The sequence below is a fragment of the Salinispora mooreana genome, assembly GCF_000379065.1.
Lineage (GTDB): Bacteria > Actinomycetota > Actinomycetes > Mycobacteriales > Micromonosporaceae > Micromonospora > Micromonospora mooreana.
Window position 1 is genome coordinate 2,617,559 of record NZ_KB900614.1, and the last position, 12,331, is coordinate 2,629,889.

Annotated in this window: 10 protein-coding genes, 3 tRNA genes and 1 pseudogene; 4 read left to right on the plus strand and 10 right to left on the minus strand. The window is 71.1% G+C overall.

Translation table 11 applies throughout. The features are described from left to right. Positions 1-36: 36 nt before the first annotated feature. The 3 genes from SALPAC6_RS0112360 to SALPAC6_RS0112370 are packed head-to-tail and all read right to left on the minus strand — an operon-like array spanning position 37 to position 2,877. Positions 37-1,152, minus strand: a complete 1,116-nt coding sequence (locus SALPAC6_RS0112360) for a cystathionine gamma-lyase (RefSeq protein WP_018253725.1) — start codon at positions 1,150-1,152, stop codon at positions 37-39. Between the two features lie 4 nt (positions 1,153-1,156). Further along, complete coding sequence (locus tag SALPAC6_RS0112365) at positions 1,157-2,155, minus strand: NAD(P)H-dependent glycerol-3-phosphate dehydrogenase (protein WP_018253726.1); 999 nt, start codon at positions 2,153-2,155, stop codon at positions 1,157-1,159. Beyond that, positions 2,152-2,877, minus strand: a complete 726-nt coding sequence (locus SALPAC6_RS0112370) for a lysophospholipid acyltransferase family protein (protein ID WP_018253727.1) — start codon at positions 2,875-2,877, stop codon at positions 2,152-2,154. Before SALPAC6_RS0112370 ends, SALPAC6_RS0112365 begins: the two co-directional genes overlap by 4 nt. A gap of 143 nt (positions 2,878-3,020) precedes the next feature. On the opposite strand from SALPAC6_RS0112370, the pseudogene cofC reads away from it, so the two are divergent. From cofC to SALPAC6_RS0112390, 3 genes and pseudogenes are all read left to right on the plus strand, one after another. Next, positions 3,021-3,650, plus strand: a pseudogene (gene cofC / locus SALPAC6_RS25835) (2-phospho-L-lactate guanylyltransferase); the annotation flags it as partial. A gap of 266 nt (positions 3,651-3,916) precedes the next feature. Then, positions 3,917-6,238, plus strand: coding sequence for an RNA degradosome polyphosphate kinase (locus SALPAC6_RS0112385; protein WP_018253729.1), 2,322 nt, complete (start codon positions 3,917-3,919; stop codon positions 6,236-6,238). Between the two features lie 4 nt (positions 6,239-6,242). Then, positions 6,243-7,112 (plus strand): NUDIX hydrolase, encoded by an 870-nt coding sequence (locus SALPAC6_RS0112390; protein WP_026189604.1) that lies wholly within the window; start codon positions 6,243-6,245, stop codon positions 7,110-7,112. A 50-nt stretch (positions 7,113-7,162) separates the two neighbouring features. Here the strand turns inward: SALPAC6_RS0112390 and SALPAC6_RS0112395 are convergent, their stop codons facing one another. From SALPAC6_RS0112395 to leuC, 3 genes are all read right to left on the minus strand, one after another. Then, positions 7,163-7,831, minus strand: a complete 669-nt coding sequence (locus SALPAC6_RS0112395) for an HU family DNA-binding protein (protein WP_018253731.1) — start codon at positions 7,829-7,831, stop codon at positions 7,163-7,165. A gap of 171 nt (positions 7,832-8,002) precedes the next feature. Continuing rightward, positions 8,003-8,590 carry a 3-isopropylmalate dehydratase small subunit gene (gene leuD, locus SALPAC6_RS0112400; RefSeq protein WP_018253732.1) on the minus strand — a complete coding sequence of 196 codons (588 nt, stop codon included), beginning with the start codon at positions 8,588-8,590 and terminating at the stop codon, positions 8,003-8,005. A 15-nt stretch (positions 8,591-8,605) separates the two neighbouring features. Then, a complete protein-coding gene (gene leuC, locus SALPAC6_RS0112405; protein ID WP_018253733.1) occupies positions 8,606-10,051 on the minus strand; it encodes a 3-isopropylmalate dehydratase large subunit in 1,446 nt (481 codons plus the stop codon). Positions 10,052-10,100: 49 nt separating this feature from the next. On the opposite strand from leuC, the gene SALPAC6_RS0112410 reads away from it, so the two are divergent. Continuing rightward, positions 10,101-10,787, plus strand: coding sequence for an IclR family transcriptional regulator (locus SALPAC6_RS0112410; protein ID WP_018253734.1), 687 nt, complete (start codon positions 10,101-10,103; stop codon positions 10,785-10,787). 69 nt (positions 10,788-10,856) lie between these two features. Here the strand turns inward: SALPAC6_RS0112410 and SALPAC6_RS0112415 are convergent. The 4 genes from SALPAC6_RS0112415 to SALPAC6_RS0112430 all read right to left on the minus strand — a co-directional run bounded on the left by SALPAC6_RS0112415 (position 10,857) and on the right by SALPAC6_RS0112430 (position 12,321). Next, positions 10,857-10,929 (minus strand) — tRNA-Glu (locus tag SALPAC6_RS0112415). A gap of 241 nt (positions 10,930-11,170) precedes the next feature. Continuing rightward, positions 11,171-11,243, minus strand: a tRNA-Glu gene (locus SALPAC6_RS0112420). A 100-nt stretch (positions 11,244-11,343) separates the two neighbouring features. After that, positions 11,344-11,415: transfer RNA gene (locus SALPAC6_RS0112425), tRNA-Gln, on the minus strand. 102 nt (positions 11,416-11,517) lie between these two features. Continuing rightward, complete coding sequence (locus tag SALPAC6_RS0112430) at positions 11,518-12,321, minus strand: fumarylacetoacetate hydrolase family protein (RefSeq protein WP_080636036.1); 804 nt, start codon at positions 12,319-12,321, stop codon at positions 11,518-11,520. Positions 12,322-12,331 lie beyond the last annotated feature (10 nt).

Below are 12,331 nucleotides of genomic sequence, written 5' to 3' on the forward strand. Positions count from 1 at the left end.
CCCGCACCGGCGACCCGCCATGGGCAACCGGCAGGGTCAGCCGTCAACGACCCGCAGCGCGGCAGCCACGTCGGCGACCAGGTCGGCCGTGTCCTCGACGCCGCAGGAGAGCCGGACGAAGCCGGGCGGTGTGTCGTCACCCCATTGGGCCCGCCGGTCGACCGTGGTGTGCAGCCCACCAAACGAGGTGGCCGCCGACACCAGCCGGGCCGCGGCGACGAAGCGGGCGACGCGGTCGGCGTCGCCGAGATCACACGAGAGCACCCCCGGCATCCGGCGCAACTGCGCCACGGCCACTGGGTAGGCCGGGTCCTCCGGCCGACCCGGCCAGCGCAGCCCGGTCACTCCCGGTTGCGCCGCCAGCAACCCGGCGAGGGCCTCGGCGTTCGCGGTCTGCCGGGCCAGCCGCAGGTCGAGGGTGGCCAGGGACCGGTGCGCCAGCCAGGCGTCGAAGGCCCCCGGGACCGCCCCGGTGTGATCCCGCCACCGGGTCACCGCCGCGAGCAACTCGGCCGACCGGGTGCCGACATAGCCGAGCAGCAGGTCCGAGTGGCCGGTGAGCGCCTTCGTGCCGGAGGCCACCACCAGGTCGGCGCCGAGTTCCAACGGACACTGCCCAAGCGGGGTCGCGGTGGTGTTGTCCACTACCAGCAAGGCCCCGGCCGCCCGCGTCCGCGCCGCCAACGCGGGCAGGTCAACGACGTCGAGGCCCGGGTTCGCCGGGGTCTCCACCAACACCAGACGTACGCCGGCGAGGTCCGGATACGGCCCGGCGGTCGGCGCGAGGAGCACCCGTACCCCAACGCCGGCCAGGGTCTCGGTGGCGAACGCCCGCACCGAAAAGTAGCCGTCGGCGGGGAGCAGCACCGTGTCGCCGGGGCGCAACACACTCAGCAGCAGCCCGGTGATCGCCGCCTGGCCGCTGGCGAAGACCCGGCAGTCACCCCCCTCCAGCTCACCGATCGCCGCCTCCAACCGCCGCCGGGTCGGATTGTCCGACCGGCCGTAGCCGTTCGGCGTGCCTGCCGGCCCGGCCCACGGATCGAGGTGGTACGGCGCGGCAAAGACCGGGCCGGGCAGGAACGGCTCCCCGGGTGCGGGCTCCGGCAGCCCGGCGCGGACACAGCGGGTTCCATCGCGGTCGGCTGGCACCGTGTCACTCCGGCTTCGTCGTACGGCTCATCAGGGCCGCGACCGCACGCCGCGGATCCCCGCCCTCGTGGCAGATCACCTCGACCTGCTCGGTGATCGGCATCTCGATCTCGTGTGCCCGGGCCAGATCCCGGATCGCCAGCGCGCTCTTGACCCCCTCGGCGGTCTGCCGGGTGGCGATCCGGGCCTCCTCCAGGGTTGCCCCCCGGCCGAGGTGCTCGCCGAAGGTGCGGTTGCGGGCCGACGGGGAGGAGCAGGACGCCACCAGATCACCCATACCGGCGAGGCCGGCGAAGGTGAGTGGGTCGGCGCCGAGCGCTACCCCGAGCCGGGCGGTCTCGGCCAGCCCGCGGGTGACCAGCATCGCCCGGGTGTTGTGGCCGAAGCCCATCGCGGTGGCGATGCCGTACGCGAGGGCAATGACGTTCTTGACCGCGCCCCCCAGCTCGCAGCCGATCACGTCGTCGTTGGTGTACGGGCGGAAGTACGGGGTGGTGATCGCCCGCTGCACGAGGGTGGCCCGGTCCACATCGGGGCAGGCGACCACGGTGGCGGCAGGCTGCTCGGCGGCGATCTCGGGGGCCAGGTTCGGCCCGGAGACCACGACCACCCGCTCGGCGGGGACCTGGGCGGTCTCCATGACCACCTCGCTCATCCGCTTGGTGGTGCCGAGCTCGATCCCCTTCATCAGGGAGACCAGCGTGGCGTCGCGGTGCAGGTGGGGGAGCCACTCGGCGAGATTGCCGCGCAGCGTCTGGGACGGGACCGCGAGTACCACCAGCTCGGCACCCGTGATCGCCTCCCCGGCGTCACCGGTGGCCGTCACCCGCTCCGGCAGGACCAGACCCGGCAGGTACTCCGGGTTACTCCGCTCGGCCCGCAGTGCCGCCACGACCGACTGTCGCCGGGCCCAGAGGGTGACCTCCCGGCCCGCGTCACCGAGGATTTTGGCGAAGGAGGTCCCCCAGGACCCGGCCCCCAATACGGCCACGTGCCCGCTCACGCCGCCGCTCCCGGGTGTTCGGCGCGGTGGGGGCGTTCCCAGAGCGGGGGCGGCTCAGCCTGCCTGACCTCACCCAGCAGATCGCGCAGACGCAGCATGATGACCTCGGTCATCTCCTCAAGCACCGCCTTTGTTGGGGGGACACCGGCCCACCGGTCCAGATCGACCGGGGGCCCGGCGACGACGGTCACCGGGATCCGGGGACGCGGGTTCAGCCGGGAGGTCCGGGGATCGAACATCCGCTCGGGCCCCCACATCGCCACCGGAATGACCGGGGCGCCGGTGGCCAGGGCGAGCCGCGCCACACCGGTCTTGGCCTTCATCGGCCACAGCTCGGGTTCCCGGGTCGTGGTCCCCTCCGGGTAGATCACCACCGCACCGCCGCCGTTCACCACCTCGACCAGCAGGTCCAACGACTGGACCGCGGCCGCGGTACCGCGCTCGACCGGGATCTGCCAGCAGCGGCGCAGGATCCCGCCGACCAGCGGAATTCGGAACAGGCTGACCTTACCGAGAAACCGCGGCCAGCGCCCGGAGTCGTAGACGAAGTGCGCGGCGACCAGCGGATCGGCGTGCGAGATGTGGTTCGGCACGATGATCATTCCGCCGGGGCGACGGAGGTGTTCCATGCCGTGCCAACTCCGCCGCGTCCAGATCGTCATCACGGACTTGATCAGCACCACGGCGAACCGTGGCCAGAACCCGATCCTGCGCCGCGCCACCCGCGCCTCCTTCTACCGCCACTGTCCGGCCCGCCGGTACGCCGGTACGCCCACCCGGTTCAACGCCCGCGAGGTGAAATCATGCCTGCTCCCCCGGGGTCCGGCCAGTGAGGGTACCGGCACCGGGCTGGCAGGATTGCGGCGTGACCCAGGTATGGACCGTAGTGGTGCCGGTGAAGCGGCTGGACGCGGCGAAGAGCCGGCTCCGCGGCGCGCTGCCAGGCCACCCCCACGCGGCGTTGGCGCTGGCGTTGGCGGTCGACACGGTCGAGGCGGTACGGGCCTGCCCGGTGGTTGCCGAGGTGGTGGTGGTGACGGACGACCCGGCGGTGACGGCGGTGATCGACGCCCGGGTGGTACCGGACCGCCCCGCCGCCGGGCTCAACCCCGCCTTCCGGTACGGCGCGGCCGCCGCCGGGGCCGGCTGGGTCGCGGGCCTCACCGCGGACCTGCCCGCACTCCGCCCGATGGAGCTGGCGGCCGCCCTGTCGGCGGCGCAGTCCGGACCCACGACCCGCCGGTACGTGCCCGATGCCCCCGGCACCGGCACCGTGCTGCTGGCCGCGCCGCCCGGCGTGCCCCTGGATCCACGCTTCGGTGGCAGCTCCGCGGCCGCCCACGCGGCCAGTGGTGCGCTCCCCCTGCTCGGTGGCTGGCCGAGCCTGCGTCGGGATGTCGACACCGCCGCCGATCTCGCCGCGGCCGCCCGGCTCGGGCTGGGGGCGCGCACCGCATCACTGTGTGGCACGGCCACCCGACCGCCAGCCGGCCGGTGTAGCGTGCCGGTCATGCAGGGCACGGTGGCCACCTACGACGCGACGACCCGCAGCGGCGTACTCCTTCTCGACGACGGCACCGAGCTGGCGCTTCCAGCTCCGGCCTTCGACGCCTCCGGCCTGCGGCTACTCCGCCTCGGCCAACGGGTGCGGGTGGAGACCGACGGGGCGGGAACGGTGATTCGCGTGACGTTGCCGACGATGAGCTGAGCAACCCGGCCAAGTTCATCTGGCGTTAACCGGGCTCAGGTCAAGATGGGCGGGTGAGCACCCCTGGCGAGCACCCCGCTGACTCCGTCGCCGGCCGACCGGCGGTTCCATCCCACAACGGCTCCCGCCCCCGCGGGGCCGACGGCCGCTTCCTGTCCGCCCGGGGCACCGGCACCGCCGACTCCCCGGGCGAGCCGACCAGCGCCGACCCGGGCGAGCCGACGGGCGCCGACCCGGCCGACGGCGCAGCCGGTCTGGACGAGGTACTCGACCCGGTGCCGGACCAGCCGGCACCGCCCGCCGCGCAACCGCTGCCGGACGACCGGTTCCTCAATCGGGAGCTCTCCTGGCTGGACTTCAACGCGCGGGTCCTCGCGCTCGCCGAGGACCCGCGCACCCCGTTGCTGGAACGGGCGAAGTTCCTCGCCATCTTCGCCAGCAATCTCGACGAGTTCTACATGGTGCGGGTCGCCGGGCTGAAGCGACGGCTCTCCGCGGGGCTGCCGGTCCGCGGTGGTGACCGGATGCCGCTGCGCACCCAGCTCGAGCTGATCGCGGCGAAGACCGCCACCCTGGTTTCCCGGCAGGCCGCCTGCTTCGTTGACGACCTCCTGCCGAAGCTGGCCGCCACGGGTCTGCGCATCCTCCGCTGGGGCGACCTGACCGACGCCGAGCACACTCGGTTGCGCACCTACTTCGGGGAGCACATCTTCCCCGTACTCACCCCCCTTGCGGTTGACCCGGCACACCCGTTCCCGTACATCTCCGGGCGTTCCCTCAACCTGGCGGTCTCCGTCTGCGCCCCGGACGGCGGATCGGAGCTGTTCGCCCGGGTCAAGGTGCCCAACAACGTGCCCCGGTTCGTCCGCGTCCACCGCGACCAGCCCGGCGTCCAGGTGCTGCCGGTGGAGGATCTGATCTCGGTGCACCTGGGCCAGCTCTTCTCCGGGATGCAGGTGGTGGAGTGCCACCTTTTCCGGGTGACCCGCAACGCCGAAGTGGAGGTTGACGAGGACCGGGACGAGGACCTGCTGCAGGCCCTCGAACGGGAACTCGCCCGGCGTCGATTCGGCCCGTCGGTACGCCTGGAGGTGGCCGCCTCGATCTCCGAACACATGCTGGAGCTCCTCGTCCGCGAACTGGACATGGACGCCCAGGATGTCCAGCGGGTCAACGGCCTGCTCGACCTGTCGGCGCTGTGGCAGCTCTACGGCGAGGCGGATCGGCCGGACCTGAAGGATCCGCCCTTCGTACCGGCCACCCACCCGCGGCTCGCCGAGGGGGAGGTGCCGCGCAGCGTCTTCGCCACGCTGCGCGATGGTGACGTGCTGGTACACCACCCGTACCGCTCCTTCGCCACCAGCGTGCAGCGCTTCATCGAGCAGGCTGCCGCAGACCCGGATGTGCTGGCCATCAAGCAGACCCTCTACCGCACCAGCGGCGACTCCCCCATCGTGGACGCCCTGGTAGACGCGGCGGAGGCCGGCAAACAGGTGGTGGTGCTGGTCGAGTTGAAGGCCCGGTTCGACGAGATCGCCAACATCGGCTGGGCGCGGACGCTCGAACGCGCCGGGTGCCACGTCGTCTACGGCCTGGTGGGGCTCAAGACGCACTGCAAGACGGCGTTGGTGGTCCGGCAGGAAGGCAACCAGATCCGCCGCTACTGCCATATCGGCACCGGCAACTATCATCCCAAGACCGCCCGGCTCTACGAGGACTTCGGTCTACTCACCGCCGATCCGCAGATCGGCGCCGACCTGACCGACCTGTTCAACGTGCTGACCGGCTACAGCCGGCAGACGGCGTACCGGCAGCTGCTCGTGGCGCCGCAGGGAATCCGCAGCGGCCTGATCGAGCGGATCGAGCGGGAGATCTCACATGTTCGACTCGGCCTGTCGGGGCTGGTCCAGTTCAAGGTGAACTCGCTGGTTGACGAGGAGATCACCGACGCGCTCTACCGGGCTTCCCAGGCCGGCGTCCACGTGGACCTGCTGATCCGGGGGATGTGCACGCTCCGTCCCGGGGTACCAGGCCTGTCGGAGAACATCCGGGTCCGGTCGGTTCTCGGCCGATTCTTGGAGCATTCGCGAATCTTCCGGTTCGGCAACGACGGCGACGCCGAGTTCTGGATGGGCTCGGCCGATCTGATGCACCGCAATCTGGACCGGCGGGTCGAGGCGCTGGTCCGGGTCACCGACCCGGTGGCCCGAGCCGAGCTGGATCACGTGCTGACCGCCGCGTTCAGCCCCGACGTGGAGGCGTTCGAGCTGGACGCGGAGGGCATCTGGCACCGGCGTTCCGGCACCGGGGACGAACCCGGTGCACACCTGCAGGAGTTGCTGCTCTGCCGAGGTGGCGGCACGGCCGTACGCTGACCAGATGGCGAGCGGGATCCGAGCGGCCGGTGGGGTCCTCTGGCGGCCGGGCCAGGGCGGCATCGAGGTCTGCCTGGTGCACCGCCCCCGCTACGGCGACTGGTCGCTGCCGAAGGGAAAACTCGAGCCGGGCGAGCACCCGCTCCGCGCCGCCCTCCGGGAGGTCGCCGAGGAGACCGACGTGAGGGCGGTGCCGCAGGCCCGGCTGCCGAGCGTGCGTTACCGCAGCCAGGACCGGCCGAAGGTGGTCGACTACTGGTCGATGCGGGCGGTCACGACCGGCGGCTTTCAACCCGACACCGAGGTTGATGAGGTGCGCTGGCTCGCGGTGGACAAGGCGGTGCGGTTGGTCAGCTATCCGCACGACGCGGCGGTGGTCCGCGCGTTCGCGGCCCTGCCACCGGTGACCGCGACGGTCATGCTGGTGCGGCACGCGGACGCGGGTGGGCGGAGCGGCTGGGCCGGCTCCCCGCACGGCCGACCGCTCTCCGGTGCCGGCTGGGCCCAGGCACGAGAGCTGGCACCGCTGGTGGCCGTGGTTGCGCCGGTCCGCCTGCTCGCCGCGTCGGCCCGGCGCTGCGTTCAGACCCTCAGCCCGGTGGCGGACTTGCTCGACCTGCCCATCGCGGTAACCGGGGATCTGGACGAGCCGCGGGCGGGCCAGAGCCAGGACGAGTGCGCGTTGGCCGCTGCCGCCCGCCTGGCCGCCTTCGGCGCGGCCGCTATGCCGGCCGTGGTGTGCAGCCCGGGCTCGATGGTTTCGGGGGCGCTGGGGCGCCTCTCCGGCCGCGACGCGGACTTCACCACCCAGCCCGGGGGCGGTTGGCTGCTCGCCTTCTCCGGCGCGACTCTCCTCGCCCCGGATCCCTTGTAACGCGTCGGGGGCACCCACCGTGCTGGTGGACGCCCCCCGATGGTGCCGGCTCAGCGCTTGGTCGCCCGCTTCGCAGGTGCCTTCCGCACGGTGGCCTTCGTGGCGGCGGCACTCTTCCGGGCCGCCGTGGACGTCGCGGCCGGCGCCGCCTTCTTCGCCGCGGACTTCCGCGCCGCGGTGGCCTTCGTCACGGTGGCGCGCTTCGCCGGAGCTGCCTTGGCGGCGGTGGTCTTCTTCGCCGCGGTCTTCTTCGCCGCGGTGGCCTTGGCCGCGGTGGTCTTCTTCGCCGCGGTGGCCTTCGCGGCAGTCGTCTTCTTCGCCGCGGTGACCTTCGCGGCAGTCGTCTTCTTCGCGGCGGTGGTCTTCTTGGCCGCGGCGCCCGTGGTCCTGGCCCCGGCAGCCTTGGCGGCGGTGGTCTTCTTCACCGCCGTGGCCTTCGGCACCTTGCCGCTGGCCACCATCTCCTTGAACCCGGTACCCGGGCGGAACGTCGGGACGGAGGTCTTCTTGACCTTCACCGCCTCGCCGGTCCGTGGATTGCGCGCTGTTCGGGCTCCCCGGACACGCTTCTCGAACGCTCCGAAGCCGGTGATCGATACCTTCTCACCCTTGGTAACCGCAGCCTGGACCTCCGTGAGGACCGCGTCGAGCGCGGCCGTCGCCGTCTTCCGGTCCCCCAGGCGAACGGCGAGCGTCTCGATTAGCTCGGCCTTGTTCACGACTTCCTCCCGATTGTGCAACTGACTCGACGCGAGCCATTCTGCGCGCACGTTATGCCCTGTGCTGGCGCTACACAAACATTCGACAGAAAAAGACCCTTGTGTCGCAACAGATTAGCCCCACCAGCGACGCCGGTGGGGGCGACTTCCCCGCGCGGGACGGGCGGGCGGCTATGTGATGGTCGGCAGGAACGGCCGCCGAGATGCCTCGAAGGCACCGATCAGAGGTTCGTGCCGAAGCGTGAGTCCAATGTCGTCCAAACCCTCCATCAGCCGCCAGCGGCTGAACTCGTCCAGTGGGAACATCCAGGTCGCCTCCGCGACCTGGACCTGGCGGGCAGCGAGGTCGACGGTGATCGGCGTGCTGGGATCGGCCTCGACGCGATCCCAGATCTCTTCGACCACCTCCAATTCCAACTCCACCGGCAGCAGCCCTCCCTTGAGCGCGTTGCCCCGGAAGATGTCCCCGAAGCGCGGGGCCAGCACGACCCGAAACCCCCAGTCCCGCAAGGCCCAGACGGCATGCTCCCGGGAGGAGCCGGTGCCGAACTCGGGGCCAGCAACAAGAATCGAGGCACCGGAATATGATTCATTATTGAGAACAAACGCCTGATCCTCCCGCCACGCACTGAACAGGGCATCCGCGAAGCCTGTTCGCGTTACCCGCTTCAGATGCACGGCCGGAATAATCTGATCTGTGTCCACATTCGAATGACGTAGTGGCACGGCGGTGCCGGTGTGGATGGTGAACTTCTCCATCAGCGGTGTCCCTTGCTACAGATCGGCGGGAGCCGTCAGCCGGCCCGCCACCGCGGTGGCGGCGGCGACCGGCGGGGAGACCAGGTGAGTGCGCCCACCCCGGCCCTGGCGGCCCTCGAAGTTACGGTTCGAGGTCGAGGCGGCACGCTGGCCCGGCCGGAGCGTGTCCGGGTTCATCCCCAGACACATCGAGCAGCCCGCGAAGCGCCACTCAGCACCTGCCTCGGTGAAGACCTTGTCCAGCCCCTCCGCCTCGGCGCTCTCCCGCACCGCGGCGGAGCCCGGCACGACGAGCATCCGCACGCCCGGGGCCACCCGGCGCCCGCGCAGCACGTCGGCGGCCGCCCGCAGGTCCTCAATCCGGCCGTTGGTGCAGGAGCCGACGAAGACCACGTCAACGGTGAGATCTCGGAGCGGAGTGCCCACGGCGAGGTCCATGTACTCCAGGGCCCGACGGGCGGCGGCCCGCTCCGGCTCGGTGGTGAACTCCTCCGGGTGTGGCACCCGCGCGTCCAGCGGCGCGCCCTGCCCTGGGTTGGTGCCCCAGGTCACGAACGGCGTGATCCGGCTCGCGTCCAGGGTCACCTCGGAGTCGAACGTCGCGCCCGCGTCAGTGGGTAGCGTCCGCCAGTACGCGACCGCCGCCTCCCAGTCGGCGCCGGAGGGTGCGTTCGGCCGCCCCTTGAGGTAGTCGAACGTCGTCTCGTCAGGGGCGATCAACCCGGCCTTGGCGCCCCACTCGATGGACATGTTGGCGACGGTCATCCGCCCCTCCATGGACAGCTTCCTGATCGCCTCGCCCCGGTACTCCACGACGTGCCCGCGGCCACCACCCGTACCGACCTGGGCGATCAGCGCGAGCACCACGTCCTTCGCGGTAACGCCCGGCGCGAGTTCACCGACGACGTTCACCGCCATCGTCTTCGGTCGGGTCTGCGGCAGCGTCTGGGTGGCGAGCACGTGCTCGACCTCACTGGTGCCGATTCCGAAGGCCAGCGCGCCGAAGGCCCCGTGCGTGGCGGTGTGTGAGTCACCGCAGACGATCGTCATCCCAGGTTGGGTCAGGCCCAGCTGCGGGCCGATGACGTGGACGATTCCCTGGTTCCGGTCACCCAACGGGTGCAGCCGGACACCGAACTCGGCGCAGTTGCGGCGCAACGTCTCGATCTGCGTCCGAGAGGTGGGATCGGCGATCGTCAACAGGTCACCGCGGCGGGACTGGTACGACGGGTCCGCGTACCCGGTGGGGGTGTTGTGATCCTCGGTCGCGATCGTCAGATCGGTGCGGCGGACCCGGCGGCCGGCGAGGCGCAGCCCGTCGAAGGCTTGCGGGCTGGTCACCTCGTGGAGCAGGTGCAGGTCGATGAAGAGCAGGTCGGGCTCGCCCTCGGCGGAACGGACGACGTGCGAGGCCCAGACCTTCTCGGCCAGGGTCCTCGGCTCAGGAGTGACTCCCACCATCTGGACATCCTAAATTCTGGGAGGTAGGTTTCGGTTTGTGGGACACAGTATGAGCGGTGTCGGCGTTCTCGACAAGGCGGTGGGCATCCTGGCTGCCTGCGTGGACGGCGCCAGCCTGGCCGAACTCGTTGAACGCACGAAGCTGCCCCGGGCAACAGCACATCGGTTGGCGCAGGCATTGGAGATCCACCGAATGCTGGTACGCGACACCCAGGGACGGTGGCGTCCCGGTCCCCGCCTGGGGGAGCTGGCCAACGCCGCGCCCGACGTGCTGCTGACCGCGGCCGAGCCCCTGCTCTGCGCGCTCCGAGACGCCACCGGGGAGAGCGCCCAGCTCTACCTACGCCGGGCCGACGAGCGGGTCTGCGTAGCCGCCGCCGAGCGGGCCAGCGGGCTGCGGGACACCGTGCCGGTGGGCTCGGTGCTACCCATGACCGCCGGCTCCGCGGCGCAGATCCTGCTGGCCTGGGAGCCACCGGAGGCGGTCATGCCGCTCCTGCCCCGCTCGAAGTTCACCGGCCGAGCACTCGCCGAGGTCCGGCGCCGTGGCTGGGCGCAGAGCGTGGCGGAACGGGAGGCGGGGGTGGCGAGCGTCTCCGCACCGATCCGAGATCGCACCGGACGAGTCATCGCCGCCGTCAGCGTCAGCGGTCCCATCGAACGGCTCGGCCGCCGCCCCGGCGAGCGCCACGCGATGGCGGTCGTCCGGGCCGGCCAGCGGCTCTCCGGCCTGTAGTCCACTGCCCCGGTGACCGAAACCAACAGGCCCGTCTCGCGGTGGCGAGACGGGCCTGTTGCGGAGAAGTAGCCCCGACCGGATTCGAACCGGCGCTACCGCCTTGAGAGGGCGGCGTCCTGGGCCGCTAGACGACGGGGCCAGGAAATTTCCCAAACGACCGCCCAGGCTGAGCGGTACGGAGATAGTCTACCGGCACCGGCCGGATGACCCACGCCGGGGGCCGGCAACCCGGCTGGGCAGCCACCCTGAGGCGAGCCGGCGCACCCACGCTGGGCACACCCCGGACCGGGGCCACAGCAGCCCGGGGGGTGCACGGCGAACGTGCTCCGGGAAAGCGGAAAAGCCCGCCCCGACGACGGGACGGGCTCACACCGCTTCTGTAGCCCCGACCGGATTCGAACCGGCGCTACCGCCTTGAGAGGGCGGCGTCCTGGGCCGCTAGACGACGGGGCCAGAACCTACTGCTTCCCACCCAGCGGGTGGGAGGCATCTCACCGGAGGCGACACCTCCGCTGAGATCCAGCGGTCACGACTCAACCGAGTCGGGACAGCGCTGGGGTACCAGGACTCGAACCTAGACTAACTGAACCAGAATCAGTCGGGCTGCCAATTACCCCATACCCCATCGGCGCCTCGCAGCGCCGGGCACAAACATTACCCTCCTCCCGCCGCAGGGCCAAATCGCCCCCGACAGAACGCCCTTGAGCTGCGGAAACCTCGCACTGGATCAGCTGGCCGGCAGCACCGGGTTGGTCAGCTCACCGACCCCCTCGATCCGCACGGTGACCGTATCCCCATCCACGAGCGGACTAACCCCGGCCGGCGTGCCGGTCAGGATCACATCACCGGGAAGCAACGTCATCACATGTGAGACGTACGACACCAGGGCCGGCACGTCGAAGACCATGTCCCGGGTCCGGCCCAGCTGGCGGACCTCCATCTCCTCCGGATCGCGACCCACCTCACACCGGATCTCCAGGTCGGCGACGTCGAGGCCGGTGGTGATCCAGGGACCGATCGGGCAGAACGAGTCGAAGCCCTTCGCCCGGGTCCACTGTCCGTCCGCCCGTTGCAGATCCCGCGCCGTGACATCGTTGGCGCAGGTGTAGCCGAAGACCGCGCGCGCAGCGGCGGCCCGGTCGGCCCGTCGGGCACCGGGCGCCCCAATCACCACGGCCAACTCGGCCTCATGCTCGACCTGCTTCGACAGCGCCGGCAGCCGGATCGCGTCCCGGGGCCCGATCACCGAGGTGGAGGGCTTGAGGAAGAGCAACGGCTCCTGCGGCACCTCGGCACCGTGTTCCGCCGCGTGCTCGGCATAGTTACGGCCGACGCAGACAACCTTGCTCGGCAGGATCGGCGAGAGCAGACGAACGTCGGAGAGGGCCCAGCGCGCGCCGGAGAAGGTGATCCGTCCAAACGGATGCCCCTCGACCTCAGCGACGGTCAGCCCCTGCGGACCCGCCTCCGGCTCCCCCTCGACGACTCCGAACGACATTCCCTTGGTATGAGCGAAACGAGCGATACGCACCGGGCCAATC

Excerpts from the sequence above, each read along its gene's own strand:
- SALPAC6_RS0112390 (WP_026189604.1), top strand. The coding sequence starts at position 6,243 with ATGGCGAGCGGGATCCGAGCGGCCGGTGGGGTCCTCTGGCGGCCGGGC.
- leuD (WP_018253732.1), bottom strand. The coding sequence starts at position 8,590 with ATGGAGAAGTTCACCATCCACACCGGCACCGCCGTGCCACTACGTCAT.
- leuC (WP_018253733.1), bottom strand. The coding sequence starts at position 10,051 with ATGGTGGGAGTCACTCCTGAGCCGAGGACCCTGGCCGAGAAGGTCTGG.
- SALPAC6_RS0112410 (WP_018253734.1), top strand. The coding sequence starts at position 10,101 with ATGAGCGGTGTCGGCGTTCTCGACAAGGCGGTGGGCATCCTGGCTGCC.